The sequence below is a fragment of the Lentzea albida genome, from assembly GCF_900111005.1.
In the GTDB taxonomy this organism is placed as follows: Bacteria; Actinomycetota; Actinomycetes; order Mycobacteriales; family Pseudonocardiaceae; genus Lentzea; species Lentzea albida.
In genome coordinates, this window is the sequence record NZ_FOFV01000004.1 from 280,619 (window position 1) to 304,775 (window position 24,157).

Below are 24,157 nucleotides of genomic sequence, written 5' to 3' on the forward strand. Positions count from 1 at the left end.
CGGGTCAGCCGGCCCGCGCGGCCTTCTCCAAGGCGTCCGCCAGCGTCAGCACGGCCGGGTTCCACGCGGCGTCCTCGCGGTACACGACGTGGATGTGCCGCACCGGTTCCGGGTTGCGCACCCTGCGCAGCACGACGCCGGGGTGGGCGAATCCCAGCCCGAGCCTCGGGATGAGGGTGACGCCCAGCCCGGCCGCCACGAAGCCCTGCGCCGTCGCGTAGTCGTCGCTCTCCACGGCGATCTGCGGCGAGAACCCCGCACCCGCGCACGCGTTGCGCACGAGGTCGGCGCACGGCCCGGAATAGCTGCAGTCCCCGTCGACCCACGGTTCGTCGGCCAGGTCGGCCAGGTCGAGCACGCGCTTGCGGGCGAGGGCGTGGCCGCGCGGGAGGACGGCGTAGAGCGGGTCGGCCAGCAGGTGCCTGCTGATCATGCCCTCGGGGGCGGGCGCGTCCTGCTCCAGCACGGTGATCGCCACGTCCGCGCGACCCGCCGCCAGTTCGACGAACGGGTCGGTCGGCTCGGTGAGCTTCAGGTCGAGCTCGACGCCGGAGCGCTCGGCGCGGAACGTCGCCACCGCGGGTGGCACCAGCGCCGCGCCCGCCGTGGCGAAGTAGCGCACGCGCAGGGTGCCCGCGCAGCCGTTGCGCAACGCCGTGAGGGCGCTCTCGGCCTCGGCCAGCTGTTCGGCCAGGCGACCGGCGTGCTCGGTGAGCAGGCGGCCGGCCGCGGTGGGCCTGATGCCCCTGCCGACGCGTTCCAGCAGTGGCATCCCCGCCTGCTTCTCCAGGCCCGCCACCTGCTGCGAGATGGCGGACGGGGTGTAGCCGAGGTTCGTCGCCGCGGCGGTGATGGAACCCGTGCTCACGACGGCCCTGAGCACCTGCATTCGTCGCACGTCCAGCATGCTCCGACCATACAGCGGTGCTTAAAGGTTGCGTACAACTATTAAATTGTTTTCATGTGTCCGCGGGCGCATGGTTGAGGTGTGAACCAACGCGGAACGTTGATCAGGATGGGCGTGCTCGCCCTGCTGTGGGGATCCAGCTTCCTCTGGATGAAGCTCGCGCTCGGCAGTCTCGCGCCCCTGCAGATCTCGCTCGTGCGGACGTTCTTCGGAGCGGCCGTGCTGTTCGTCGTGCTCGCACTGGCGAAGATGTCCCTGCCGCGTGACCGCCGGATCTGGGGTCACATGCTCTTCGTGGCATTCTTCGGCAGCGCCGTCCCGTTCACGTTGTTCGCGTTCGGCGGCCAGACCGTCGACTCGGGCGTCTCCGGGGTGCTGAACTCGACGACTCCGCTGTTCGCGCTGGCCATCGGCCTCGTGCTGGGCAGCGAGAAGATCAGCGACGTGGTGCGGATGCTCGGTCTCGCGCTCGGCTTCGGCGGCGTGCTGCTGATCTTCGCGCCGTGGGAGTCGACCAACGGCATCGCGAGCTGGGGTGCGGTGCTCTGCCTCATCGGCGCCGCGAGCTACGCCGTCGGCTACTCCTACGCCGGCCGCTTCCTCGTCGGCACCGGCGCCACCTCGACGCAGCTCGCCGCGATGCAGCTGACCACCGCGATGGGGATGCTGCTCGTGGCGACGCCGTTCGGCGGCCTGCAGCCGCTGCACCTGCACTGGGTCGGCGTCGCGGCCGTGATCATCCTGGGTGTCTTCGGCACCGGCGTCGCGTTCATCCTCAACTACCGCGTCATCGCCGACGAGGGCGCGACCACGGCGACTACCGTCGGTTACCTCTTGCCCGTGGTTTCGGTACTCCTTGGAGCGATCTTCCTCGGGGAGCAACTGAACGCAAGGGTCGTCGCCGGCATGCTGGTGGTGCTGCTGGGCGTCGCGCTGACCCGTCGGAAGCCCGTCTCGGCAGGTCAGACCGTCTCACCAAACGAGACACGCGACCTGGTCAAACGCTGAAGGGTGAGACGCACGTCTCCCCCAGAAGGATGGTTCCGAGACGAATCGCGTCCTTATCGGGCTGCTTGGCCGTCTCCTTCTTGTGAGCGGACATGGAGACCAGCCTGAAAGGGACATCGACATGAACAACGAAAACCTGAAGGTCACGACGAGGACGACTTTTCAGCTCCTCGCGCCCGGCGTGGCTCCCGCGCCGGTCGAGGCCGAACTCGTCTACGACGCGGAGGACCCCTACGCCGTCGCCGTCATCTTCTTCACGGGCTCCGGCCGGGTGGAGTGGATGTTCGCCCGCGACCTGCTGGCCGACGGCCTGCTGACGCCGTCCGGTGAGGGCGACATCCTCGTCCGGCCCGCCTCCGACGACCCGGAGCGCGTCCTGGTCGAACTGAACGCGCCCACCGGGTTCGCCATCCTCAGCGCCGTCGCCGAGGACGTGGCGGAGTTCCTGGACGCCTCCTACGACGTCGTCCAGCCGGGCGAGGAGGACCTGTGGATCGACTTCGACCGCGAGCTGCAGAAGCTGGTCTCGACGATCGACTAGTCCCCCTGACGATCCACCGAGGTGGTCGAACGGGCGCGGGACGAGGTGCCGGCACGCGGGGCAGCGTGGCCGACCAGCTCGTCACCGGAGATCACCTGAACGCGGTGCCGGACGTCGTGGGCAGCGGCGGCGGCACGTCTCAACAGGCTGAACGAGTTCAAGACGAACGTCCCCACCGGTGAACTCGGCTTCGAGCGATCTGCACCACCCCGCGAGCGGGAACGCCCGATGCTCGCCTGAGCGATTGACTAGTCTCAGGGTGTGACAACCGTCGGCGGCCGCTACACGCTCCTCGAGCGCATCGGCAGCGGTGCGATGGGAGTGGTCTGGCGAGCGCGGGACGAGGTGCTGGCCCGCGAGGTCGCGGTCAAGGAGCTCGTCACAGGCGATCACCAGCGCGCGATGCGGGAGGCCCGCAACGCCGCCCGGCTGCACCACCAGCACGCCATCGCCGTGTTCGACGTCGTCAGCACGGACGACGAGCAGCCGTGGATCGTCATGGAGTACCTCGCCTCGCACAGCCTCTCGGCGCTGATCGCCGAGCGCGGGCCGCTCAAGCCGGCCCAGGCGGCGAGCATCGGGGCCAAGGTCGCCTCGGCGCTGGCAGCGGCGCACGCGGCCGGACTGGTCCACCGCGACATCAAGCCCGGCAACGTCCTGATCGGCCACGACGGCACGGTCAAGATCACCGACTTCGGCATCTCCAAGGCCTCCGGCGACGGCACGATGACCGACACGGGCATGATCTCGGGCACCCCCGCCTACCTCGCTCCCGAGGTGGCCCGCGGCGAACACCCCGACGAGGCGTCCGACGTGTTCTCGCTCGGCGCCACGATCTACACGGCCATCGAAGGCGAGTCGGTCTTCGGGCCGAGCGACAACAGCTTCGGCCTCATCTACCGCGCCGCCAGCGGCCAGCTCCGCGATCCCAAGAACGCGGGCGAGCTCACCCCGTTGCTCAAGCGGCTGCTCTCGCAGGACCCGAAGGACAGGCCGACCGCGCAGGAGGCCGCCGACCTGCTGGCCACCGAGCCGCAGCCGTCGCAGCCCCTGCATATCCCGCAGCCGTCACGGCTCCTGCAGATCCCGCAGCCGGAGCGCAGGCTCAAGGCGCCGAACAAGCGGATCCTGGTGATCCTCTCGGTCATCGCTTTGCTGGCGATCGGTGGTGGCGCGGCCGCCGCGTACTGGGGCGGTACCGGAGGCGGTGACAGCCCGGTCAACCAGGGCAACTTCCAACCACAGCAGCAGCCCCGCTACTTCACCGCGAGTGAGGCGTCCGGGTTCGTGCTCGGCCACTACGGCCAGCTCCCCGCCCACCCCCACGTGGCGTGGCTGAACCTCGACCAACAGGCGGTCGAGCCGCACGACAAGTACGTGGCGCGGTGGAAGGCCTACGCCTCGGTCAAGTGCGCCATGTCCGCGGTGCCCATCCGGTCGAACGGCCCGAACTGGGTGGTCACGTACGACCTGGCGCTGGAGACGGCCGCCGGCGAGCAGAAGAGCGGCGTCTACGAGGCCGAGGTCGCCGCCGTCAACAACGAAATGAAGATCACCAGCATCAGGCAGATCAGCTGAGCAGCCAGAACGTCCCGCCGCCGACGACCACGCCCATCACCGAGCCGGCCAGCACCTGGCCGGTCGTGTGGTCGCCCAGCTCGACGCGCGACCACGTCACCAGTGCGGCAGGCAGTGCCAGGAGCAGCCACCACGGTCCGTAGACGATCGTCAGCGTCACCACGGCGGCCCAGGCCACGGCGGCGTGCAGCGAGATCTTCCACTTCAGCCCGAACGTGATCGCCATGCTGACGATCAGCGACGCGAACATGCTGCCCGCCAGCGCGAGCATGGACCGCGGCGCGTCGCCCAGGAACATGATCGCCGTGCCGGCGGCCAGCGACGCACCCGCCGTGACCAGCGGGACGACCCTGCCCTCGCGGTTCGTGACGTGGTGGCCGTCCCATTTCCCCTTTCGGGCGCCACGCACGATGACGGCCATAGGGATGACCGACGCCGTTAGTGCGACGACGAACCCCCACAGCAGCGTCATCCAGACGCTTTCCGTCGCGTACGCGACGCCGAACGGCAGCAAAATCACCCAGACCCACGGCGCCAGCACCTCGGTGGCACCGCGGGCGACCTTTTCGACCAAAGCCCCTCAGACCAGTCTGCGATCCGTGGCCCAGCGGGACAGCTCGTACCGGTTGGAGAGCTGGGTCTTCCGCAGGACGCTCGACACGTGCGTCTCCACCGTCTTGACGCTGATGAACAGCTCGGACGCGATCTCCTTGTAAGCGTAACCGCGGGCCAGCAGCCGCAGGACGTCGCGTTCCCGCGGCGTCAGCAGGTCGAGCTCGGGGTCGCTGATCGGCGCGGCGCCCGGCCTGTCCGCGAACGCGTCCAGCACGAACCCGGCGAGGCGCGGCGAGAACACCGCGTCGCCCTCGGAGACCCGCACGACGGCCTTGACCAGCTCCTGGCTGGAGATCGTCTTCGTCACGTACCCGCGCGCCCCGGCGCGGATGACGTTGATGACGTCCTCGGCCGCGTCGGACACGGACAGCGCGAGGAACGTGACCTCGGGGATCTTGGTGCGGATCTGCCGCAGCACCTCGGCGCCGCCGCCGTCGGGCATGTGCACGTCGAGCAGCACGACGTCCGGCCTGTGGTGCGCGATGCCCGCGACCGCCTCACCGACGCCGCCGGCCTCACCGACGACCTCGACCTCCTCGGTGATGCTTTCGAGCTCCGCCCGCACCCCCGCCCGGAACAACGCGTGGTCGTCCACCAGGAACACCCTCACACTCACGTCCTGGCCTCCTGCTTCCTCGGCATCTCGAGCTGCACCTCGGTCCCCTCTCCCGGAGCCGTGCGCAGTCGCACCTCCCCGCCGTGCCTCGACATTCTCCCCCGGATGCTCCCCGCGAGGCCATGCCGGTCCTCGGGCACCGCGCCGGGGTCGAAGCCCTTGCCGCGGTCGCGCACGAACACCGTGACCTTCTCCGGCTCGACCTCGGCGTAGACGCTGACCTCGGCCACCCCCGCGTGCTTGGCCGCGTTGACCATCGCCTCCTTCGACGCCTGGACCAGCGCGAACATGCCGTCCTCCAGCTCGCAGTCGCCCACCACGACCTGCGAGACGGCGATGGCGAAGTCGTCCTCGACGTCCGCGCAGACCTGGGCGATCGCGACGCTGATGGAGTGCGGCTGCTCCCCCACCTCACGGCCGTAGAGCCAGCTGCGCAGCTCGCGTTCCTGGCTGCGGGCGAGGCGCTTGACCTCCCGCGACGACTCGGACTGCTTCTGGATCAGGGCAAGCGTTTGCAGCACGGAGTCGTGCAGGTGGGCGGCGATCTCGGCGCGTTCCTCGGTGCGGATGCGCGCACGGCGTTCCGAGTCGAGGTCGCGCACCAGCCGCATCCACAGCGGCACGGTCAGCACCGCGACGCCGACCAGCGTGGCGACCACGGAGAGCACGACGGTCGAGAGGTTCGCGATGGAGTCGTTCACCACGAGGAACGCGGCGACCCCCGCCACGACCAGCGCGCCTCCCGCCACCGTCCGCACGATCCCCGTCTTCCCCTGCGAGAAGGCGCCGTCCCGCCAGCGGCGGCGCTGCGCCTCGTCGGCCTCGCGCCACACGACCGCGGCGCCGATGAGCGCCACGGCGATGGGCCCGGTGATCCACCCGCTCCACGCTCCCCCGAGCAGGCCGGTGAACACCGCGACGCCGATGCCGAGGGCGGCGAGGCCCACGGCCTGCTGCCACTCCTTGCGGTCGGTGTCGGTCTCCGGCTCCGCCACCGCCGACTGCGGGACGAACATCCAGAGCAGCCCGTAGGCGATGATCCCGGCCCCGCTGAACGCCGCGAACAAGGCGAACACCGCGCGCACCCAGAAGACGGGTGCGCCGAGGTGGTCCGCCAGTCCGCTCGCGACGCCCGCGACCACCCGGCCGGTGCGTCGACGGCGCATCGGCTCAATCCGTGCACTCACCATCCGATCGTCACACGTCCTCCCGGGTTGTTCATCAGGGATGACCCCGGTTCCCTGAATCAGGGCTGGTCCCTGATGTGGTCGAGAGCCTGCCGTAGCAACCTTGGTGACGTGAGCGGGACTGAGAAGGCAATGCAGGGCGTGGCGGACACGCTCAGAGAGTTCTGGGCGCACCGTCCGGTGCGGCCCCGTGCAGGGCGCAAGCTCGGAGGCGTCGCCACCGGGATCGCCCTGCGCTACCAGATCGACCCGGTGATCGTCAGGATCGCGTTCGTCGCGCTCGCGCTGTCGGGTGGCGTCGGCCTGCCGATGTACCTCGCCGGCTGGCTGCTGCTGCCGGAGGAGGGCGACCAGGCGTCGCCGCTCGAGTCGTTGCTCAACAGGGGCCACAGCTCGACGTCGCAGGGCCAGACGGTCCTGCTGGGCGTGCTGATGTTCCCCGCCCTCGCGTTCACGTTCGGGAGCGGCGGGTTCCAGGTCTTCGTGACGATCGCCGCGTCGGTCGCGTGCATCTACCTGCTGCAGAAGAACCGTGGGCACCTGCAGCCGGCCACGACGCTCGCCGACCCGCCGCCGACGCCACCGGTGCCGGGCGCACCGGCCTGGGACCCGCTGGGGGCCGCGCCGTTCGCGTGGGACCTCCCCGAACCGACCCCGAAGCCGCAGCCGCCGGCCCCCCGCCCGCGCAAGCCGCGCGTGAGCGGCGTGACGCTGGGCGTGGCGCTGCTGGTGGGTGCCGCGGCCGCGATCGCCGGAACGTGGATCCCGTGGTTCACCGCCCCGCACGTCGTCGGTCTCGTCATCGCGGTGCTGGCCGCGGGCCTGCTGGTCGGTGCGTTCACCGGGGGCGGTCGCGGCCTGATCTGGCTGCTGGTCCCGCTGTCGGTGGTCGGCTTCGGCCTGACCTCGGTCAAGTTCGAGGGCCCCGCCAACGTGGGCGACCTCAACTTCACGCCCAGGTCGGTGGGCGAGGTCGAGTCCCGCTACGAACTGGGCGTCGGCAGCCTGGTGCTCGACCTGCGCGAGCTCCCGGACTCCGGCGCGGTGAAGACCCAGGTCGAGTCGAACCTCGGCGAGGTGCTCGTGCACGTGCCGGCGAACGCCGACGTGACGTTCCGGTGCGAGGCGGACTCCATCGGCGAGCTCGACTGCCTCGGCAAGCGGGCGGACGGCACCGGCGTGCAGGTCGACGGCACCGACCTGGGCGCCGACGGCGAAGGTGGACTGAAGATCGACCTGGACGTTCTGACGAGCGTCGGAGAGGTGAGGGTGCTCCGTGACTGAGCAGCAGCAGGTGATGCGCAGGCGGATCGACCCGCTGGGGCTGGTCTTCGGGATCGGTGGCGGGCTGATGGCGGCCTACGTGCTGAGCAACGGGACGTTCTGGTTCGACCTGAGGTGGGCGCTGGGGGGGACGGCCATCCTGGTCGGCCTGGTGCTGCTGACGAACTCGTTGAGGCGCAAGAACTCCTAGAGAACGCGAAGGGCCCCTGGTCTCCCAGGGGCCCTTCGCACGTTCCTACTCCCACTCGATGGTGCCCGGCGGCTTGGACGTCACGTCCAGCACCACGCGGTTGACCTCCGCCACCTCGTTGGTGATCCGGGTCGAGATCCGCTCCAGAACCTCGTACGGCAGGCGCGTCCAGTCCGCGGTCATCGCGTCCTCGGACGACACCGGGCGCAGCACGATCGGGTGCCCGTACGTGCGGCCGTCGCCCTGGACGCCGACGCTGCGGACGTCCGCGAGCAGCACGACCGGGCACTGCCAGATCGAGCGGTCGAGGCCGGCGGCCGTCAGTTCCTCGCGCGCGATGGCGTCGGCCTGGCGCAGCGTGTCGAGGCGGTCCTGGGTGACCTCGCCGATGATGCGGATGCCGAGGCCCGGGCCGGGGAACGGCTGGCGCTGCACGATCGTCTCGGGCAGGCCGAGCTCGGTGCCGACGCGGCGGACCTCGTCCTTGAACAGGGCGCGCAGCGGCTCGACCAGTTCGAACTGGAGGTCGTCCGGGAGGCCGCCGACGTTGTGGTGCGACTTGATGTTCGCGGTGCCCGCGCCGCCGCCGGACTCGACGACGTCCGGGTAGAGCGTGCCCTGCACGAGGAAGCGGTAGTCGCCCTCGGCCTTGAGGTCGCGCTCGGCCTGCTCGAAGACGCGGATGAACTCGCGGCCGATGATCTTGCGCTTCTCCTCCGGGTCCGTGACGCCGGCCAAAGCGCTCAAGAAGCGCTCGCGGGCGTCGACGGTCACCAGGTTGATGCCCGTGGCGGCCACGTAGTCGCGCTCGACCTGGGCGCGCTCGCCGGAGCGCAGCAGGCCGTGGTCGACGAAGACGCAGGTGAGGCGGTCGCCGATGGCGCGCTGGACGAGGGCCGCGGCCACGGCGGAGTCGACGCCGCCGGAGAGGCCGCAGATCGCCTTGCCGTCACCGATCTGCTCGCGGATGCGGCTGACCTGCTCGTCCACGATGGACGACGTCGTCCACTGCGGACGGATGCCCGCGATCTCGTGCAGGAACCGGCGCAGGACCTCCTGGCCGTGCGGCGAGTGGTGGACCTCGGGGTGGTACTGGACGCCCGCGAAGCGGCGCTCGGTGTCCTCGAACGCGGCGACCGGCGCGCCCTCGCTGGTCGCGGTGACGGTGAAGCCCTCGGGCGCCTTGGTGACGGCGTCGCCGTGGCTCATCCACACCGGGTGCGAGCCGGGCAGTTCCTCGTGCAGCGACCCGCCCGTGCCGGACACGCCGAGGTCGGTGCGGCCGTACTCGCGGGTGCCGGTCTGCTCCACCGAACCGCCGAGTGCGCGCGCCATCGCCTGGAAGCCGTAGCAGATGCCGAAGACCGGGACGCCGGTCTCGAACAGCTTCGGGTCGACCTGCGGGGCGTTCTCCTCGTACACGCTCGACGGGCCACCGGACAGCACGATGGCCAGCGGGTTCTTGTCGAGGATCTCGCTGACGCTCGCGGTGTGCGGGACGACCTCGGAGTAGACCTGGGCCTCGCGCACGCGGCGCGCGATCAGCTGCGCGTACTGGGCGCCGAAGTCGACGACGAGAACAGGGCGGTTGCTGGTGTCGGACACGTCCCCAAGGATCTCATGGGTGGACGGTGAACTGCTGACCGGTGGCGGGCTGAACCAGGTGTTCAGGGTGGGTGACGCGGTGCGCAGGCCGGCCGGGCCGTGGGCTCCTCGGGTGCACGAGTTGTTGCGGCGCTTGGCACCTCTGGGGATCGCGCCGGTGCCGCTGCGGCTGGACGACGAGCACGAACTGCTCAGCTACCTGCCGGGTGAGGTTGGCCACGTGCCCCCTTCGAGCGACAGGACGTTGATCGAGTCGGCACTGCTGCTGCGGCGGCTGCACGACACGACAGCGCGACTGGTCGACGAGTTGGACGGGTGGCAGCACCCCGCCCGCGAACCCGTCGAAGTGGTGCTGCACGGTGATTTCGCCCCGTACAACGTCGTGTTCCGCGACGGGACGCCGACGGGCGTCTTCGACTGGGACAGCGCGCATCCGGGGCCGCGCTGGTGGGACGTCAGCTGGGCGTTGATCCAGTTCGTGCTGGCGCTGCCGGACGACCGCGAGCGGCGGACGCGGTTGTTCTGCGAGACCTACGGGATCGAGTACGAACCCGAGCACGTGCTGGCCCGGTTGGAAGACATGATCCGGACAATCCGGGAGCATCCCGCCTTCGAGCTCCAACGCGTTGAAGGGCATGTCGGCCACTACTCGGATCTCATCAGGTACGTGCAGGCCAACAGGGCTTAACGTGAGGCCCATGGACGCGTTCACCCCGCAACCCCGGCCCTGCTGGGTCGCCGGCCGCCCCGAGCAGGGCGAGCAGGCGTTGGAGGTTCTCCACCCGTTCGACGGCACCGAGGTCGCCTCGGTGGCGGTGCCGGGCAGAGACCAGGTGGAACGTGCGATCGCCGCGGCCGCGTCCGTGGCCAAGGAGTTCCGGCGAACACCAGCCCACGTGCGGGCCGAGGCGTTGCTGCAGGTCTCGAAGGCCCTCGCCGACCGCGCCGAGGAGATCGCCGAGACGATCACGGCCGAGAACGGCAAGCCGCTCAAGTGGGCCGAGATCGAGGTGCAGCGCGCGGTCAACACGTTCCGGTTCGCCGCCGAGGAGGCGCGCCGGTTCACCGGCGGGCTGCAGCGGCTCGACACCGAGGCCGGTGGCGTGGGGCGGATGGCGATCGTCCGGCACGTCCCGCGCGGACCCGTGCTCGCGGTGGCGCCGTTCAACTTCCCGCTGAACCTGGTGGCGCACAAGGTCGCGCCGGCGCTCGCGGTGGGCGCGCCGGTGATCGTGAAGCCCGCCTCGGCGACGCCGCTGTCCGCGTTGCTGCTGGGCGAGATCCTGGCCGAGACCGATCTGCCCGAGGGCGCGTTCTCGGTCCTTCCCGTGCGCGGCAAGGACATGGACGCCCTGGTGAAGGACGAACGGCTGCCGGTCATCTCGTTCACCGGGTCCACGAAGGTCGGCTGGTCGCTGATGGACGCCGCGCCGCGCAAGCACGTCGTGATGGAGCTGGGCTCCAACGCGGCGGCGATCATCTGTCCTGATTGGACGGACCTGGACCACGCGGCGCGGCGCATCGCGACGTTCGGCAACTACCAGGCCGGGCAGTCGTGCATCGCCGTGCAGCGGGTGGTCGTCGACCGCTCGAAGGCCGGCGAGTTCGTGCCGAAGCTCGTGGAGGCGGTGGCAGCGCTCAAGACCGGCGACCCGCACGACCCCGAGGTCGAGGTCGGGCCGCTGATCGACGAGGACAACGCCAAGCGCGTCGAGGAGTGGGTCAACATGGCCACCGACGTCGGCGCCCGCGTGCTGCTGGGCGGCAAGCGGACCGGCGCGACGGTCGAACCGACCGTGCTCACCGACGTGCCGAAGACCGCCAAGGTCTGGACCGAGGAGATCTTCGGGCCGGTGCTCGTGGTGTCGGTCGCGGACGGCGTCGAGGACGCGTTCGCGCAGGCCAACGACTCCAAGTACGGGCTGCAGGCCGGGGTGTTCACCCGCGACGTGCAGGTGGCGTTCGAGGCGGCGGCCGAGCTCGAGGTCGGTGGCGTGATCATCGGTGACGTGCCCTCCTACCGCGCCGACCAGATGCCGTACGGCGGCGTGAAGGGCTCGGGCACCGGGCGCGAGGGCGTGCGGTCCGCGATGGAGGACTTCACCGAGGAGCGCATCACCGTGCTGACCGGGATCCAGCTATAGGCCCTGCTCGAACGCCAGCACGCGATCGGGGTCGTACCGGTCCGCGACCTCCTTGAGGCGCTTCAGGTTGCGGCCGTAGTACGCGGTCGGGCATCTCCGGGTCGATGTAGTTCACGTACCCGGTGGTGCCCGCGCCGAGCCCGTCGCGCAGGCCCGCGAGCAGCGCACGGGCCCCCGCCTCGGTCAGGTCGCCCAGGTGCACGTAAACCTGGGCGCTGGCCGTGGCGTCGCGGTGCGGGAAGGCGGTGGCGTCGGGCGCGACCCGTCCGACCACGCCGCCGAACGAGTCGAACTGGATCATGCACGGGGGCTGCCCGTCCACCAGCGCGGCGACCTTCGACCCCGGCACGGGCGAGTGGAGCATCCGCGACGACGCCACGTACGGCTCGCCGGTTTCCGCAGGTCCGGCGTAGTGCCGCATCGCCTGCAGGTAGGTCGTCTCCTCCACCTCACGAGCGCCGCGAGGCATCCGGTCAAGCAGCCGGTGCAGGTCCTTCGCAGGGCCCGCGTACGTGCCCCGGACGCTCGGCACCGACGGCGAGCCCGAGTCGACGCGCAGGCTCGTCCACAGCTCGTCCGGCGCGTCCGCGATCCAGTCCTGCCAGGCGTCGAGCACGTCCGCCGTCGTGCCGTCCGGGTAGTCGAGGCCGAACACGACCAGGTCCGGCGCCGGGTCCGTGCGGAACGTGAACTCCGTGACGACGCCGAAGTTGCCGCCTCCGCCGCCCTTCAACGCCCAGAACAGGTCGGGCTCCGACTCGTCCGAGACCGTGCGCAGGACTCCGTCCGGGGTGACGATCCGCGCCTGCACGAGGTGGTCGCAGGTCAGGCCGTACCGGCGGGAGATCACGCTGATGCCGCCGCCGAGGGCGAGCCCGGCGATGCCGACCGTGCTGCACGAACCGGCGGGCAACGCCTGGCCCGCCGCGCCGAGTGCCTCGTAGACGTCGTGCATCCGGGCACCGGCACCGATCGTCGCTCGCCGGCCGTCGACCCGGACGTGCGACAGCCCGCCGAGGTCGAGCACCAGGCCGCCGTCCGGCCACGAGTAACCCGCGTAGCTGTGGCCACCGCTGCGCGCGGCGACCGGAATGCCTTGGCGTGCAGCACGTTCCAGACCTGCCTGGACGTCCCCGACGCTCGCGCACCTCACCACCGCGAGCGGTTTCCGGTGTGCGTACAGGGTGTTCTGCGGTTCACCAGCCGAGCGCACGGCGTCTCGTCTCCTCGTCGTCGCGGCCGGCGACGTGGCCGTCGGGCCTGATCAGCAGGCCGTCCCGGACCGTGAAGCCGGGACCTGCCGTGCGGGACCCCTCGACGAGCACGCCACCGCCCTCGTAGGCGAACGGGGTGAAGAGCTTGCCCGAGTCGATGCCCTCACCGGTCTCGAGCGCGCGCTCCCGGTGCGCTCGTTCCTCGGGGGTGCCCGGCACGAGGAACCGCATGGTCTCGCCGGTGATGCGGAGGTTCTCGTCGGCGGCGGCACCGCGTTCGGCGTCGTAGGAGGCGAGCAGGTGCGGGCCCGCCTCGCCGCGGCGGTCGGCGGCGATCTTCCAGGCCGCGTTGTCGGCGTCGCAGATGCCCGAGTTCAGGCCGCGGGCGCCGAACGGGCTCATCACGTGCGCCGCGTCGCCCGCGAGCAGGACCCTGCCTTCCCGGAACCGCGCTGCCCGGCGCTGGTGGAAGCGGTAGGTGGACTGCCAGACGACCTCGTACGGCCTGTCACCGACGATCGCGCGGATGTGCTCGTCGCTGAGCCGGACGTCCTCGGCGACCTGCCAGTCGATCCGCCAGACGCCGTCCGGTTGCGGGTGCAGGAGGACCTGACGGCCGGGGTTCCAGGGCGGGTCGAAGTAGAAGCGGCGTTCCGGTGCCTCGAAGTCCAGGTCGACGCGGACGTCGGCGATGATGAACCTGTCGTCGAACGAGAAGCCCTCGAACGGGATGCCCAGCAGCTCGCGGACCTTGGAGTGCGCGCCGTCCGCGGCGACGCAGTGGGTCGCCCGGATCCCGTCCGGTGTGAACACCCCCTCGTCGTCCTGGGTGAGGGCTTCGAGCGGGTGCCCGTAGCGGAGTTCGACCAACGGCTCGGCGCGGACCCGTTCCTCCAGCAGCCGCTCCACCACGGTCTGCGGGGTGTTCACGAACGGCGGGAAACCACTGGCCTGCGGGAAGGTCAGGGTCAGCACCTCGCGGTCGCGGTGGAAGGTGCGGCCGGTGTACCAGGTGACGCCCGCGTCGGCGACTGCCTGCCCGACGCCGATCCGTTCGAGGACCTCCAGCACGTCGCGCTGCACGCAGATCGACCGGCTGCCGGCCTCGGCACGTCGTTCCCGGGCCTCCAGCACGACGCTCGGCACACCGGCCCGCGCGAGGAACAGCGCGGCGGTGAGCCCGACCGGCCCCGCACCGACGACCAGGACGGTCATTGCAGGGCGTCCCACACGGCCCGGTCGCGTTCGGCGGTCCAGATCTCCGGCCAGTCCCTGCCGTCGCACTCGTCCCAGTAGCGCTTCACGTCGAACGGCAGGCAGTGCTCGAAGATCGGCCAGCGCCCGTAGCGGCCGACGAGGGTCTGGTGCGCCAGTTCGAAGGCCTGCTTGAGCGTGCCGCCCTCGGCGTGGACCCCGCCGACCGTGCGGCGCAGCTCGTTGAGGAAGTGCCTGCTCTGGTTGATCGCGGCCTCGACCTCGATGCGGTCGCGCGCGACCTTGCCGCGCCCGCCGACGAGGACCTCGGCGCCCAGGTCCTCGATCTCGTCCAAAGTGGACGTCGCCCACTCGTCGTGGAACGCGTCCCCGGTGTAGAGCGCGGCCTGCGACTCGACCAGGTCACCCGCGAACAGGATGCGTTGCTGCGGCAGCCACGCCACGATGTCGCCCGCGGTGTGCCCGCGCCCGAGGAACTGCAGCACCAGGTCGCCGCGCTCGTCGCCCAGCGGGATCGTCATGCGGTCGGAGAACGTGAGCGTCGGCCAGGTCAGGCCGGGGATCTCCTCGGGCTGCTCGAAGAGCCGCGGCATGCGGCCGAACTCGCTCTCCCAGTCCTGCTGCCCGCGTTCGGCGATCAGCACCCGCGTCATCTCGTGCGCGACGACCTCCTGGGCGTCGAACGCGCTGGCCCCGAGCGTGCGCACGGCGTGGTAGTGGCTCAGCACGAGGTACCGGACCGGCTTCTTGGTGTGCTTGCGCAGCTGGGTGAGCCACCTGCGCGCCGCCGCGGGTGTCGCCCGCGCCTCGAAGCAGATCAGGAAGTCCTCGGCCTCGATGGCCGCGACGTTGGGGTCGCCTTCGGCGGTCAGGGTGTAGACGCCCTCGGCGAGCTCGACGAAGACCTCGTCCTTGGGAGAGAGGTCAGCGCTGGAAGCGAACGGCTTTTTGGCCATGCCTCCACCGTGTCAGGACGCCTTCACGATCGGCAACCGCAATGCGGCTGGAGCATGATCGGGAACCGCCGGGTTCTTCGGCTTCGTCGGGTTGATCCGCCGGTAGGGCTGGTCCTGGGCCGGTCGCTGGTCCACCTCGCCCTTGTTCGGCCACAGCGAGAAGGCCCGCTCGGCCTGCGCGGTGATGGTGAGGCTCGGGTTCACGCCGAGGTTCGCACTGATCGCCGAACCGTCCACAACGGACAGACTCGGGTAGTTGAACACCCGGTGGTACGGGTCGATGACGCCCCGGTCGGCGTCGGACGCGATCGCGCAGCCGCCGATGAAGTGCGCGGTCAGCGGGATGTTGAACAGCTCGCCCCACGTGCCGCCCGCGATGCCGCCGATGTGCTTGGCGGCCAGCAGGTTCGCCTCGTGACCGGCCGGGATGAACGCCGGGTTCGGCTCGCCGTGGCCCTGCTTGCTGGTGAGCTTGCCGCGCTTGAGGAACGTCGTGATGGAGTTGTCGAGGCTCTGCATGACCAGCAGGATCACGGTCCGCTCGCTCCACCGGTGCACGCTGAGCAGGCGCAGCAACCGCAGCGGGTGGCGGACGGCCTGCTTGACGAACTGCAGCCACCGCGGAGTGCTCAGCGCGCCGTCCGTGGCGAGGGTCTGCAGCATGCCCATGGCGTTGCTGCCCTTGCCGTACCGGACGGGCTCGATGTGCGTGATCTCGTCGGGGTGGATGGAGCTCGTGATCGCGACGCCCTGCGTGAAGTCGGTGGCCGGGTCGACCGCGTAGCGCGCGGCCCCGATGATCGACTCGGAGTTGGTGCGGGTCAGCTCGCCGAGCTTGGGCGAAATCCTGGGGAGCGTGGTGGCCTTCGCCTTGTGCAGCAGTTGCTGCGTGCCCCAGGTGCCGGCCGCGACCACGACCTGGTCGGCCGTGAAGGTCCTCGTGGCCCTGCCGCCGGTCGTCTTCGTGTCGATGGTCCACTTGCCGTCGTTCTCGTGGAGCTTCGTGACCGTGGTCAGCGGGAAGACCTGCGCACCGAGCTTCTCCGCGAGGTAGAGGTAGTTCTTGACCAGCGTGTTCTTCGCCCCCACCCGGCAGCCGGACATGCAGCTGCCGCACTCGGTGCAGCCCGTCCGCTCCGGCCCGGCACCTCCGAAGAACGGGTCGGCGGTCTTCTTGCCGGGCTCGCCGAAGAACACCCCGACGGGCGTCGCGTGGTAGCTGTCCTCGACGCCCATGTCCTTCGCGACCTTCTGCATGACGACGTCGCTAGGGGTGGTCGTGGGATTCGTGACGACGCCCAGCATCCGGCTCGCCTGGTCGTAGAACGGCTCCAGCTCGTCCTGCCAGTCGGTGATGTGCGCCCACTGCCGGTCCTCGTAGAACGGCCTGAGCGGCCGGTACAGCGTGTTCGCGTACACGAGGGAGCCGCCGCCGACACCCGCGCCGGCGAGCACCATGACGTTGCGCAGGGTGTGGATGCGCTGGATGCCGAAACACCGCAGCCGCGGCGCCCACAGGTAGCGGCGGAGGTCCCAGCTGGTCTTGGCGAACTCGTCGTCGGCGAACCGGCGCCCCGCCTCGAGGACGGCGACGCGGTAGCCCTTCTCGGTCAGGCGGAGTGCGGCGACGCTGCCACCGAACCCGGAGCCGACGATGACGACATCGAAGTTACCGGCGAGTTCACCCATGAACCGGAGAGTAGGCGTTACTTCCGGTAACGCCTAGTCCCCTATCGGTTCAGATGGGCGGGACGCGGTCATGAAGTCGGTCCAGAGGTCGACGGCCTGCTGCAGACTCAGCGCCGCGACCTGCTCCAACGGGATGCCGGCGGTGTGCACGAGCCGCTGCGCCAGCCAGTCCGGAACCGGCTCGCGCGGGGCGACCTCCTCGACGGCCACGTCACCAGCCAGGCGTCCGAGCCGGGCGATCACGTCGGCCAGCCTCGCCATGGTGGAACCCTCGTCGGCCGCCGATGCGACCCGCGCCGCCGCCTCGGCGTAGACCTCGGAGTCCGAGCGCACGCCCACGCACCAGACCTCGCAGACTTCCACGGCCCCGTCAGAGGTGATCCGGTAGACGATCCGCCAGTGGTTGCGCCCCACCACCAGCTTGCGAAACCCGGTCAGCTCACCACCGAGCGGATACCCCGCCTCGGGGTTGTCGAGCAGGAGCTGGATCTTCTTGAGGACCTTCGGCACCACGTCGGGACCGAGCCGGCGCAGGTCGTCGATCGCCGCGTCGGTGAACAGCACTTCAGCCATCGAGCGAGTCGTCGTCCTCCACCGCCGCCAGCGACTCACGGGTGTGCCCGAACGCTGCCAGCACGTCGTCGAACGAAGTGCGCCTGCCCGAGTCGGCCGCCGACCGGGCGAGGACGAGCGCCAGATCCCTCAGGTCCGCCGCCGCCTCGTCGATCTCCGCCAAGCGGCTCACCGGCACGACCGCGGCCACCGGCCGGCTGTGCCGCGTGACGACGACCGGACCACCGTGCTCGGCATCGGCGACCAGCCCGGCGACACCACGTTTCGTGGCCTCCGTGACGGTCAGCTCGCGAGCATCGCGCATTGCGGTCATGCACAGAACTATACAGAAAAATGCACAGGTTGAGGGTGCGCCCGAAGGCGCACCCGTCAGCTCAGAGCACCAGGCCGTTGATGACCCAGACCGTGAACGCCACGGCCAGCGCCGTGATCACCAGGCCGCCGCACACGAACAGGGCCAGGGCCTTCCAGCCGATGCCCCCGACCCGGTCGTCCTCCTCGGGAGCGTCCTCGAACTCTGTGACGTCGGCGTCCGGGTCGATCGTGTCCACATCACTGTTCTTGCCGTCGCCGAACAACGCATCCAAATCCACGCTCAAGTGGACGCGCGGGGTGCCCGTTCGGTTGCAGGATCAGGTTTGGGCCCAAGCAGCGACCGGGAGGCTGAGGTATACGCCCAGGTCAGCGAGGCCTGTGGCCTCGGAGATGGCCGTGCAGAGCCGGTCGGCCCGGTCCTGGCGGTCGGCCGCGCGGCTCTCGAAGTACTTCGAACGGACCTCGACGACGACGTCCATGCCGCTCACATCGAACGGGCCGTGCTCGCGGAAGCGCAGTTCGACGTCGCCGGGCCGGAGGTCGCCGTCGTAGGGCTCCTCGGGGCACTCGACCGCGAGCGACACGGCGTGCGGGAGCACCTCCGCCAGGTCGCGCAGGACCGCGGGCGGGACGTGGGAGGCGTAGTTGATCTCGACGAGCGGCACGGCACCCAGCAAAGCAGAAGGGCGCGTCCCAGGTCGGAACGCGCCCTTCTGCGGAGCCGTGATCAGCCGCGGATGGTCAGGCCGACCTTCTGGAACTCCTTGAGGTCGGAGTAGCCGGTCTTGGCCATGGCCCGCTTCAACGCGCCGAACAGGTTCGTCACGCCGCGCGGGTCGGCGGACGGGCCGAACAGCAGCTTGCGCAGGTCGAGCTCCTGGTCGACGGCCTCGGCGACGAGGCTGCGCGGCACGGACGGGTGCGCGGACGCCGCCGTCCAGTACAGGCCCTGACCCGGTGCCTCGGTCGCGGCCGCGAGGGGCTCGCCGAGCATCACGGCGTCGGCACCGCAGGCGATGGACTTCGCCACGTCGCCCGAGGTCGTGACGCCGCCGTCGGCGATGACGTGCACGTACCGGCCGCCGGTCTCGTCGAGGTAGTCGCGGCGCGCGGCCGCGGCGTCGGCGATCGCGGTGGCCATCGGCACGCCGATGCCCAGGACCTGGTCGGTGGTGGTGACGCCGGGCGTGTAGCCGTAGCCGACGATCACGCCCGCCGCGCCCGTGCGCATGAGGTGCATGGCGGTGCGGTAGTCACCGACACCGCCCGCGATCACCGGGATGTCGAGGTCCGCGATGAACGACTTCAGGTTGAGCGGCTCGCCACCGCGCGTGACGTGCTCGGCCGAGATGATCGTGCCCTGCACGACCAGGATCTCGACGCCCGCGGCCAGCAGGTCCGGGGTGAGCTCGGCGGCGCGCTGCGGGCTGACGCGGACCGCGACGGTGACGCCCGACTCGCGGACCTGCTTGACCGCCTCGGCGATCAGGTCCATCCGCAGCGGCGCGGCGTGCAGCTCCTGCAGCACCTTCACCGCCGCGGCCGGGTCCTCGTTGTCCTCGGTCGCCTGGACCAGGCGGAACAGCGCCTCGTCCACGTCGCCGTGCCGCGCCCAGAGGCCCTCGGCGTTCAGCACGCCGAGACCACCGAGCTCGCCGACCGCGACCGCCGTGCCCGGCGACACGATGGCGTCGGTCGGGTGGGTGATCAGCGGGATGTCGAAGCGGTAGGCATCGATCTGCCACGTCGTGGAGACGTCCTTCGACGACCTCGTCCGACGCGACGGGATGATCTCGATGTCGTCCAGCTCGTAGGCCCGCCTCGCGGTCCGGCCCATGCCGATCTCGACCAGATCGCGCACCTGTGGTTCCTCTCCAGAGCTTTAGAACGAGCGTGCAAGCAGCCGGAACGGCCGAGTGACTCTAACGGGTGGTGTAGTTCGGCGCCTCGACGGTCATCGTGATGTCGTGCGGGTGGGACTCCTTCAGGCCCGCCGCCGTGATCCGCACGAGCTGCGCGTCCTGCAGCTCGGTGATCGTCCGGGAACCCGTGTAGCCCATGGCCGCGCGCAGGCCGCCGTTGAGCTGGTGCACGACCTGGGACAACGGGCCGCGGAACGGCGTGCGGCCCTCGATGCCCTCGGGGACGAGCTTGTCCTCGTTGAGCACGTCGTCCTGGAAGTAGCGGTCCTTGGAGAACGACTTGTTCTCGCCGCGGGACTGCATGGCCGCGAGCGAGCCCATGCCGCGGTAGGTCTTGAACTGCTTGCCGTTGACCAGGATCAGGTCGCCGGGCGCCTCCTGGGTGCCCGCGAGGAGCGATCCGAGCATCACGGCGGACGCGCCGGCCGCGATGGCCTTGGCGATGTCGCCGGAGTACTGGATGCCGCCGTCACCGATCACCGGCACACCGGCCGCGCGGCAGGCCAGCGAGGCCTCGTAGATCGCGGTGATCTGCGGGACGCCGACACCGGCGACGACGCGCGTGGTGCAGATCGAGCCGGGGCCGACACCGACCTTCACGCCGTCCGCGCCCGCGTCGATCAGGGCCTGGGCACCGCCCCTGGTCGCGACGTTGCCGCCGACGACGTCCGTCGAGTCGCCGAGCTCCTTCTTGATGCGGGCGACCATCTCCAGCACGCCGCGCGAATGGCCGTGGGCCGTGTCGACCATCAGCACGTCGACACCCGCCTCGGCCAGCGTCATCGCGCGGACGAACGAGTCCTCGCCCACACCCACCGCGGCGGCGCACAGCAGGCGGCCGTCCGGGTCCTTGGTGGCGTTCGGGTACTGCTCGGTCTTCACGAAGTCCTTGACCGTGATCAGGCCCTTGAGCTTGCCGTCGCCGTCGACGATCGGCAGCTTCTCGACCTTGTGGCGGCGCAGCAGGCCCAGCGCGGCCTCGGCCGACACGCCGACCTGCGCGGTGACCAGCGGGCCGTTGGTCATGACCTCGCTCACGCGCTTGCTGTGGTCGAGCTCGAACCGCATGTCGCGGTTCGTGATGATGCCCACCAGCTTGTTGTTCGCGTCCGTCACCGGCACGCCGGAGATGCGGTAGCGCGCGCACAGCGCGTCGACCTCGGCCAGCGTGGCGTCGGGCGAGCAGGTGACCGGGTCGGTGACCATGCCGGCCTCGGACCGCTTGACGGTCTCGGCCTGGCGGGCCTGGTCCTCGATGGAGAGGTTGCGGTGCAGCACGCCGATGCCGCCCTGCCGGGCCATCGAGATCGCCATCCGGCCCTCGGTGACCGTGTCCATCGCGGCGCTGGCCAGCGGGATCTTGAGGGTGATGTTGCGCGAGATCCTGGTGCTCGTGTCGACGCCACTGGGGACGACGTCGGACTCGGCAGGCAGCAGGAGCACGTCGTCGAAGGTCAGTCCCAGCATGGCGAACTTGCCCGGGACTCCGTCAGCGTTGAGCTCGCTGGTCATAGCGGGTGACTTGCCTTCCGTCGTGCGGTTTGCTCCCCCTCCTGCGAGCGTGGTTTCCGCAGGCGGAGGCGGTGCGACCCATGGTATCTGGACGGCTCCGGGGGCACGGGGGGTACCGTGCGGGGTCGTGCCGCACGACGCGTTGCCACCAGACCCCTTCGCAGGCGACCCAGAGGACCCAGCGCTGTCCCTGGGCGAGCCCGACCACGACCATCCCCCGATGGACGACGACGAACGGACGGAGCTGGTCAGCGACCTGAGCGACCTCGCCGTCTACCAGGCGCTGCTCGAACACAGAGGCGTGCGCGGCATCGTCGTGGACTGCGGTGAGTGCCAGGAACCGCACTACCACGACTGGGCGCTGTTACGAGCCTCACTGGAGCAGCTGCTCGCCGACGGGCACATGCGCCCGCACGAGCCGGCGTTCGATCCGAACCCCGGGGCCTACGTGAGCTGGGAGTACTGCCGCGGGTACGCGGACGGGGTCACCGCGACCGAGTCGGCGCGCTGACCCCCGGCCGGCCTGTGAGGTGTGCCGCACCCCCGATGGGCGGTCCGCGCAACTCGACCGGTCACATTCCACCTGACGTGTGAACGCCCGAGCATGTGAACGGCCCCTGACCTGCGAAGGTCAGGGGCCGTTCACACTGCGTCTCAACCGGCTCAGCTGCCGGTGGTCTGCCCGGCGGTCTCCGCGTTCGTCCCGGTCCCGCTCGAGCCGGGGTTCTCACCCGTGCCGGGGTCCGGCGGCGGAGGCGGCGGGTTCTCGCCGTTCGACGTCGGCGGCGCCGGGGTCTCGGACGACGGCGGCGTGGACGGCTCCGTCGTGGTCGGCGGCGTGGACGACGTGGACGGCGTGGCCGAAGGCTCCGAGGACTTGGGCGGCTTCGTCGGCTTCGGCGTCGTCGTGGTCGGCGGCGCGGTCGAGGTGTTGGTGTCGAGCTGCTTCTCCAGCTCCTTGTGCTTCTCCTCGAGCTGCGCCTTGCCGTCGGCCGTGGAGACCGAGCCGAGGCTCGCCTCGACCTTGTTCAGCTTCTCGCGGGCCTCGTCGACCTTGCCCTCGCGCAGCGCCAGACGCGCCGACTCGAGGTCGGTGTTGATGATGGCCGCGGCCTCGATCGACTTCGCGTGCTCGGAGTAGAGCACCTGCGTGAGGCCCCACAGCGTGTCGCCGGGCTGTGCGTCGCGGGCCACCAGGCTCACGCCGGTGAAGGCGATGGCCAGGACCGCGGCGGCGCTCGCCAGCGGGATCAGGAAGCGATGCCTGTTCACGGGCTGCGGGCGGGCAGCCTGGATCGTGGCGATCGCCGTGTCGGTGTCGACGAGCTCGGTGAACGGCTCCGTCTCCACCTCGTTGCGCCACGCGAGCAGCAACGCGTTCAGCTCGTCGTCGACGAGTGAGCCGGCCGCACCCGGTGTCGCAGACCCCAGCGCGTCCAGCAGCTTGTCATCGGCCTGCACTGCCGAAAGATCGTCGGCGACGGGCTCGTGCGGGGCTCTGTCGTCCTGTCCGCGCACTTCCTCGTCGTCCTTCCCGTGTTCGTCGGCCACTCAGACCACCTCCTCCGCTGCCAGCGACTTGCGCAGACGAGCGAGCGCGCGGTGTTGCGCCACCCGTACCGCACCCGGCGTCGAACCGACCGCCTCGGCCGTTTCCTCGGCGGAGAGCCCGACCACCACCCTCAACAGCAGGATCTCCCGCTGCTTCTCCGGCAGGACGCGCAACAGCACCGCCATCCGGTCGGAGAGTTCGCCCTGCATCGCCCGTTGCTCGGGACCGGCGTCGGTCTCCGGCGCGTCGGGGACTTCGGGAACGGGCTCGGAGCGGTTCCTGGCTGCGGACCGATGTGCATCGGCGACCTTGTGCGCCGCGATCCCGTAGACGAACGCGAGGAAGGGCCGACCCTGGTCGCGGTAGCTGGGCAATGCCGTGAGCACCGCGAGACACACCTCCTGGGCCACATCGTCCGCCGAAGCGAAGCTCCGCTCCTGCCTGCCAACTCGGGCGCGGCAGTACCGCACCACCAGAGGACGTATGGAGGCCAGCAGGCGTTCGATCGCCTGGCGGTCGCCGTCGACGGCCGCGCCCACTTCGGCGTCCAGTCCGTCCCCCAAGTTGGTCATCGCAGACAACAGCCCTGGTGTTACTTGTTGGCGTACCGACAGGAAACAACACGAGTCACTCACAGCGACCCGTTGCAGCAGCTTCACCGTACCGTTCTGCGGGCGTTCTGTTCATAGGTGGGGTATGGACACCCCGCGTGAACAGCCGACACGCCCGAACGGCTTACAGCCCGGCGACATTGTCACCGGGCTGGGCTAATTGCGCGACCCCGAGGACCACCAGTTGCACAGGTGGGCCGGAGTGGGCCGTCTCACGCCACCGGCCCCGCTTCCCCACATGCGGCATATGAGGACGCGGGGCCGGTGCGGCAAGAGCGACTCCTACTGGACGAGGCCTCGCCGGAAGCCGTGCGCGACCGCCTGAGCGCGGTCACGGACACCGAGCTTGCGGAAGAGACGACGTGCGTGCGTCTTCACCGTGTCCTCCGACAGGTAGAGCTCGCGGCCGATCTGGCCGTTGCTCTTGCCCTGGCTCATGCCCCGCAGCACCTGGAGCTCACGCTCCGTGAGCTGCACGCCGGGGTCGGAGGGCTGCCTCGGTGCCGGCACCGAGGTGCTGGCGAGCGTGTGCGCGAGGGCTGCCACAAGCTCGGGACGCGACGCGTCCCACCTCAGGTAGCCGCGGGCACCGCCGGCGATCGCCGCCGCGATGCTCCCGGCGTCGTCGGGTGCTCCGAAGACGATGACGTTTGCCTGCGGATTCGCGGAGACGAGCCGACGGGTTGCTTCAACCCCGGTCGGGACGGCGCGCTGGGTTCCCACCAGGACGACGTCGACCGGCTGCCTTGAAAAGCGAGCCAACAACTCGTCACCGTGCGCTACGCAGTCGATGCGGCTAACCCCGGGGACAGCCGACATCACGCGGGTGAGACCCTCCCGCACACTGCGCCGGTCGTCGCAAATAAGGACCGTGGTCACGGGGACTCCTTTCCTGCAGCCGAGTGACGTTCCATCTCCCCTAT

At 70.3% G+C, this 24,157-nt stretch carries 26 protein-coding genes and 1 pseudogene; 8 read left to right on the forward strand and 19 right to left on the reverse strand.

Annotated elements, in window-relative coordinates; all coding sequences use genetic code 11:
* Positions 1-4: 4 nt before the first annotated feature.
* A complete protein-coding gene (locus tag BMY74_RS13320) occupies positions 5-907 on the reverse strand; it encodes a LysR family transcriptional regulator (protein ID WP_089915070.1) in 903 nt (300 codons plus the stop codon).
* Positions 908-988: 81 nt separating this feature from the next.
* Here BMY74_RS13320 and BMY74_RS13325 point away from each other — a divergent pair, with 81 nt between their 5' ends.
* The 3 genes from BMY74_RS13325 (at position 989) to BMY74_RS13340 (ending at position 4,034) form a co-directional block, all read left to right on the forward strand.
* Entirely contained in the window at positions 989-1,915 is a 927-nt protein-coding gene (locus BMY74_RS13325; RefSeq protein ID WP_245786098.1) for a DMT family transporter, read from the forward strand.
* A gap of 121 nt (positions 1,916-2,036) precedes the next feature.
* Positions 2,037-2,456: an SsgA family sporulation/cell division regulator gene (locus tag BMY74_RS13330; protein WP_089915073.1), complete on the forward strand. Its 420-nt coding sequence runs from the start codon at positions 2,037-2,039 to the stop codon at positions 2,454-2,456.
* Between the two features lie 261 nt (positions 2,457-2,717).
* Entirely contained in the window at positions 2,718-4,034 is a 1,317-nt protein-coding gene (locus BMY74_RS13340; protein ID WP_342716769.1) for a serine/threonine-protein kinase, read from the forward strand.
* On the opposite strand, the gene BMY74_RS13345 is transcribed toward BMY74_RS13340, so the two are convergent.
* The 3 genes from BMY74_RS13345 to BMY74_RS13355 are packed head-to-tail and all read right to left on the reverse strand — an operon-like array spanning position 4,027 to position 6,431.
* Positions 4,027-4,608 carry a phosphatase PAP2 family protein gene (locus BMY74_RS13345; protein WP_089915078.1) on the reverse strand — a complete coding sequence of 194 codons (582 nt, stop codon included), beginning with the start codon at positions 4,606-4,608 and terminating at the stop codon, positions 4,027-4,029. The two genes, BMY74_RS13340 and BMY74_RS13345, sit on opposite strands and share 8 nt — an antisense overlap.
* Positions 4,609-4,614: 6 nt before the next feature.
* Positions 4,615-5,265, reverse strand: a complete 651-nt coding sequence (locus BMY74_RS13350; protein ID WP_089915080.1) for a response regulator — start codon at positions 5,263-5,265, stop codon at positions 4,615-4,617.
* A complete protein-coding gene (locus tag BMY74_RS13355; RefSeq protein ID WP_425434835.1) occupies positions 5,262-6,431 on the reverse strand; it encodes an ATP-binding protein in 1,170 nt (389 codons plus the stop codon). Before BMY74_RS13355 ends, BMY74_RS13350 begins: the two co-directional genes overlap by 4 nt.
* Positions 6,432-6,563: 132 nt before the next feature.
* Here BMY74_RS13355 and BMY74_RS13360 point away from each other — a divergent pair, with 132 nt between their 5' ends.
* Both BMY74_RS13360 and BMY74_RS13365 read left to right on the forward strand, forming a co-directional pair.
* Positions 6,564-7,736, forward strand: a complete 1,173-nt coding sequence (locus BMY74_RS13360; protein ID WP_245786099.1) for a PspC domain-containing protein — start codon at positions 6,564-6,566, stop codon at positions 7,734-7,736.
* Positions 7,729-7,926: a hypothetical protein gene (locus BMY74_RS13365; RefSeq protein ID WP_089915090.1), complete on the forward strand. Its 198-nt coding sequence runs from the start codon at positions 7,729-7,731 to the stop codon at positions 7,924-7,926. The genes BMY74_RS13360 and BMY74_RS13365 overlap by 8 nt, the downstream gene beginning before the upstream one ends.
* 45 nt (positions 7,927-7,971) lie before the next feature.
* On the opposite strand, the gene guaA is transcribed toward BMY74_RS13365, so the two are convergent.
* Positions 7,972-9,531, reverse strand: a complete 1,560-nt coding sequence (gene guaA / locus BMY74_RS13370; RefSeq protein WP_089915092.1) for a glutamine-hydrolyzing GMP synthase — start codon at positions 9,529-9,531, stop codon at positions 7,972-7,974.
* Positions 9,532-9,550: 19 nt separating this feature from the next.
* Here guaA and BMY74_RS13375 point away from each other — a divergent pair, with 19 nt between their 5' ends.
* The gene (locus tag BMY74_RS13375; protein WP_143091563.1) at positions 9,551-10,219 is read left to right on the forward strand and encodes an aminoglycoside phosphotransferase family protein; all 669 of its coding nucleotides are present in this window, start codon (positions 9,551-9,553) and stop codon (positions 10,217-10,219) included.
* Between the two features lie 10 nt (positions 10,220-10,229).
* A complete protein-coding gene (locus BMY74_RS13380) occupies positions 10,230-11,675 on the forward strand; it encodes an aldehyde dehydrogenase family protein (RefSeq protein WP_089915095.1) in 1,446 nt (481 codons plus the stop codon).
* On the opposite strand, the gene BMY74_RS46980 is transcribed toward BMY74_RS13380, so the two are convergent.
* The 11 genes and pseudogenes from BMY74_RS46980 to guaB all read right to left on the reverse strand — a co-directional run bounded on the left by BMY74_RS46980 (position 11,670) and on the right by guaB (position 21,071).
* The gene (locus BMY74_RS46980; RefSeq protein ID WP_089915747.1) at positions 11,670-11,741 is read right to left on the reverse strand and encodes a hypothetical protein; all 72 of its coding nucleotides are present in this window, start codon (positions 11,739-11,741) and stop codon (positions 11,670-11,672) included. The two genes, BMY74_RS13380 and BMY74_RS46980, sit on opposite strands and share 6 nt — an antisense overlap.
* A 760-nt stretch (positions 11,742-12,501) precedes the next feature.
* A pseudogene (locus tag BMY74_RS46985) lies at positions 12,502-12,888 on the reverse strand (FAD-binding oxidoreductase); the annotation flags it as partial.
* Positions 12,872-14,104: an FAD-dependent monooxygenase gene (locus tag BMY74_RS13390; RefSeq protein WP_089915098.1), complete on the reverse strand. Its 1,233-nt coding sequence runs from the start codon at positions 14,102-14,104 to the stop codon at positions 12,872-12,874. The pseudogene BMY74_RS46985 and the gene BMY74_RS13390, both read right to left, overlap by 17 nt.
* Entirely contained in the window at positions 14,101-15,060 is a 960-nt protein-coding gene (locus BMY74_RS13395; RefSeq protein ID WP_089915101.1) for an MBL fold metallo-hydrolase, read from the reverse strand. Before BMY74_RS13395 ends, BMY74_RS13390 begins: the two co-directional genes overlap by 4 nt.
* Positions 15,061-15,072: 12 nt before the next feature.
* Positions 15,073-16,749: an FAD-dependent oxidoreductase gene (locus BMY74_RS13400; RefSeq protein WP_089915104.1), complete on the reverse strand. Its 1,677-nt coding sequence runs from the start codon at positions 16,747-16,749 to the stop codon at positions 15,073-15,075.
* A gap of 33 nt (positions 16,750-16,782) precedes the next feature.
* Complete coding sequence (locus BMY74_RS13405) at positions 16,783-17,322, reverse strand: type II toxin-antitoxin system RelE family toxin (RefSeq protein ID WP_089915107.1); 540 nt, start codon at positions 17,320-17,322, stop codon at positions 16,783-16,785.
* Complete coding sequence (locus tag BMY74_RS13410; protein ID WP_218159614.1) at positions 17,315-17,635, reverse strand: type II toxin-antitoxin system Phd/YefM family antitoxin; 321 nt, start codon at positions 17,633-17,635, stop codon at positions 17,315-17,317. The genes BMY74_RS13405 and BMY74_RS13410 overlap by 8 nt, the downstream gene beginning before the upstream one ends.
* A 61-nt stretch (positions 17,636-17,696) precedes the next feature.
* On the reverse strand, positions 17,697-17,915 hold the full coding sequence (locus BMY74_RS13415; RefSeq protein ID WP_143091564.1) for a hypothetical protein: 219 nt from the start codon (positions 17,913-17,915) through the stop codon (positions 17,697-17,699).
* A 39-nt stretch (positions 17,916-17,954) separates the two neighbouring features.
* Positions 17,955-18,302, reverse strand: coding sequence for a hypothetical protein (locus BMY74_RS13420; RefSeq protein WP_089915750.1), 348 nt, complete (start codon positions 18,300-18,302; stop codon positions 17,955-17,957).
* A gap of 62 nt (positions 18,303-18,364) precedes the next feature.
* A complete protein-coding gene (locus BMY74_RS13425) occupies positions 18,365-19,498 on the reverse strand; it encodes a GuaB3 family IMP dehydrogenase-related protein (RefSeq protein WP_089915117.1) in 1,134 nt (377 codons plus the stop codon).
* A gap of 61 nt (positions 19,499-19,559) precedes the next feature.
* Complete coding sequence (gene guaB / locus BMY74_RS13430; protein WP_089915120.1) at positions 19,560-21,071, reverse strand: IMP dehydrogenase; 1,512 nt, start codon at positions 21,069-21,071, stop codon at positions 19,560-19,562.
* 127 nt (positions 21,072-21,198) lie between these two features.
* Here guaB and BMY74_RS13435 point away from each other — a divergent pair, with 127 nt between their 5' ends.
* Positions 21,199-21,582 carry a DUF5319 domain-containing protein gene (locus BMY74_RS13435; protein WP_245786101.1) on the forward strand — a complete coding sequence of 128 codons (384 nt, stop codon included), beginning with the start codon at positions 21,199-21,201 and terminating at the stop codon, positions 21,580-21,582.
* 152 nt (positions 21,583-21,734) lie between these two features.
* Here BMY74_RS13435 and BMY74_RS13440 read toward each other — a convergent pair whose 3' ends face one another.
* From BMY74_RS13440 to BMY74_RS13450, 3 genes are all read right to left on the reverse strand, one after another.
* Positions 21,735-22,622 (reverse strand): anti-sigma-D factor RsdA, encoded by an 888-nt coding sequence (locus BMY74_RS13440; protein ID WP_089915123.1) that lies wholly within the window; start codon positions 22,620-22,622, stop codon positions 21,735-21,737.
* Positions 22,623-23,195, reverse strand: coding sequence for a sigma-70 family RNA polymerase sigma factor (locus tag BMY74_RS13445; RefSeq protein ID WP_089915126.1), 573 nt, complete (start codon positions 23,193-23,195; stop codon positions 22,623-22,625).
* A 321-nt stretch (positions 23,196-23,516) separates the two neighbouring features.
* Positions 23,517-24,113, reverse strand: coding sequence for a response regulator transcription factor (locus tag BMY74_RS13450; protein WP_030471988.1), 597 nt, complete (start codon positions 24,111-24,113; stop codon positions 23,517-23,519).
* Positions 24,114-24,157 lie beyond the last annotated feature (44 nt).

What these genes read in the sequence shown, in the direction of transcription:
- BMY74_RS13320 (WP_089915070.1), bottom strand. Translation starts at nt 907, where the DNA reads ATGCTGGACGTGCGACGAATGCAGGTGCTCAGGGCCGTCGTGAGCACG.
- BMY74_RS13330 (WP_089915073.1), top strand. Translation starts at nt 2,037, where the DNA reads ATGAACAACGAAAACCTGAAGGTCACGACGAGGACGACTTTTCAGCTC.
- BMY74_RS13355 (WP_425434835.1), bottom strand. Translation starts at nt 6,431, where the DNA reads ATGCGCCGTCGACGCACCGGCCGGGTGGTCGCGGGCGTCGCGAGCGGA.
- BMY74_RS13380 (WP_089915095.1), top strand. Translation starts at nt 10,230, where the DNA reads ATGGACGCGTTCACCCCGCAACCCCGGCCCTGCTGGGTCGCCGGCCGC.
- BMY74_RS13390 (WP_089915098.1), bottom strand. Translation starts at nt 14,104, where the DNA reads ATGACCGTCCTGGTCGTCGGTGCGGGGCCGGTCGGGCTCACCGCCGCG.
- BMY74_RS13395 (WP_089915101.1), bottom strand. Translation starts at nt 15,060, where the DNA reads ATGGCCAAAAAGCCGTTCGCTTCCAGCGCTGACCTCTCTCCCAAGGAC.
- BMY74_RS13400 (WP_089915104.1), bottom strand. Translation starts at nt 16,749, where the DNA reads ATGGGTGAACTCGCCGGTAACTTCGATGTCGTCATCGTCGGCTCCGGG.
- BMY74_RS13405 (WP_089915107.1), bottom strand. Translation starts at nt 17,322, where the DNA reads ATGGCTGAAGTGCTGTTCACCGACGCGGCGATCGACGACCTGCGCCGG.
- BMY74_RS13410 (WP_218159614.1), bottom strand. Translation starts at nt 17,635, where the DNA reads ATGACCGCAATGCGCGATGCTCGCGAGCTGACCGTCACGGAGGCCACG.
- guaB (WP_089915120.1), bottom strand. Translation starts at nt 21,071, where the DNA reads ATGACCAGCGAGCTCAACGCTGACGGAGTCCCGGGCAAGTTCGCCATG.
- BMY74_RS13445 (WP_089915126.1), bottom strand. Translation starts at nt 23,195, where the DNA reads ATGACCAACTTGGGGGACGGACTGGACGCCGAAGTGGGCGCGGCCGTC.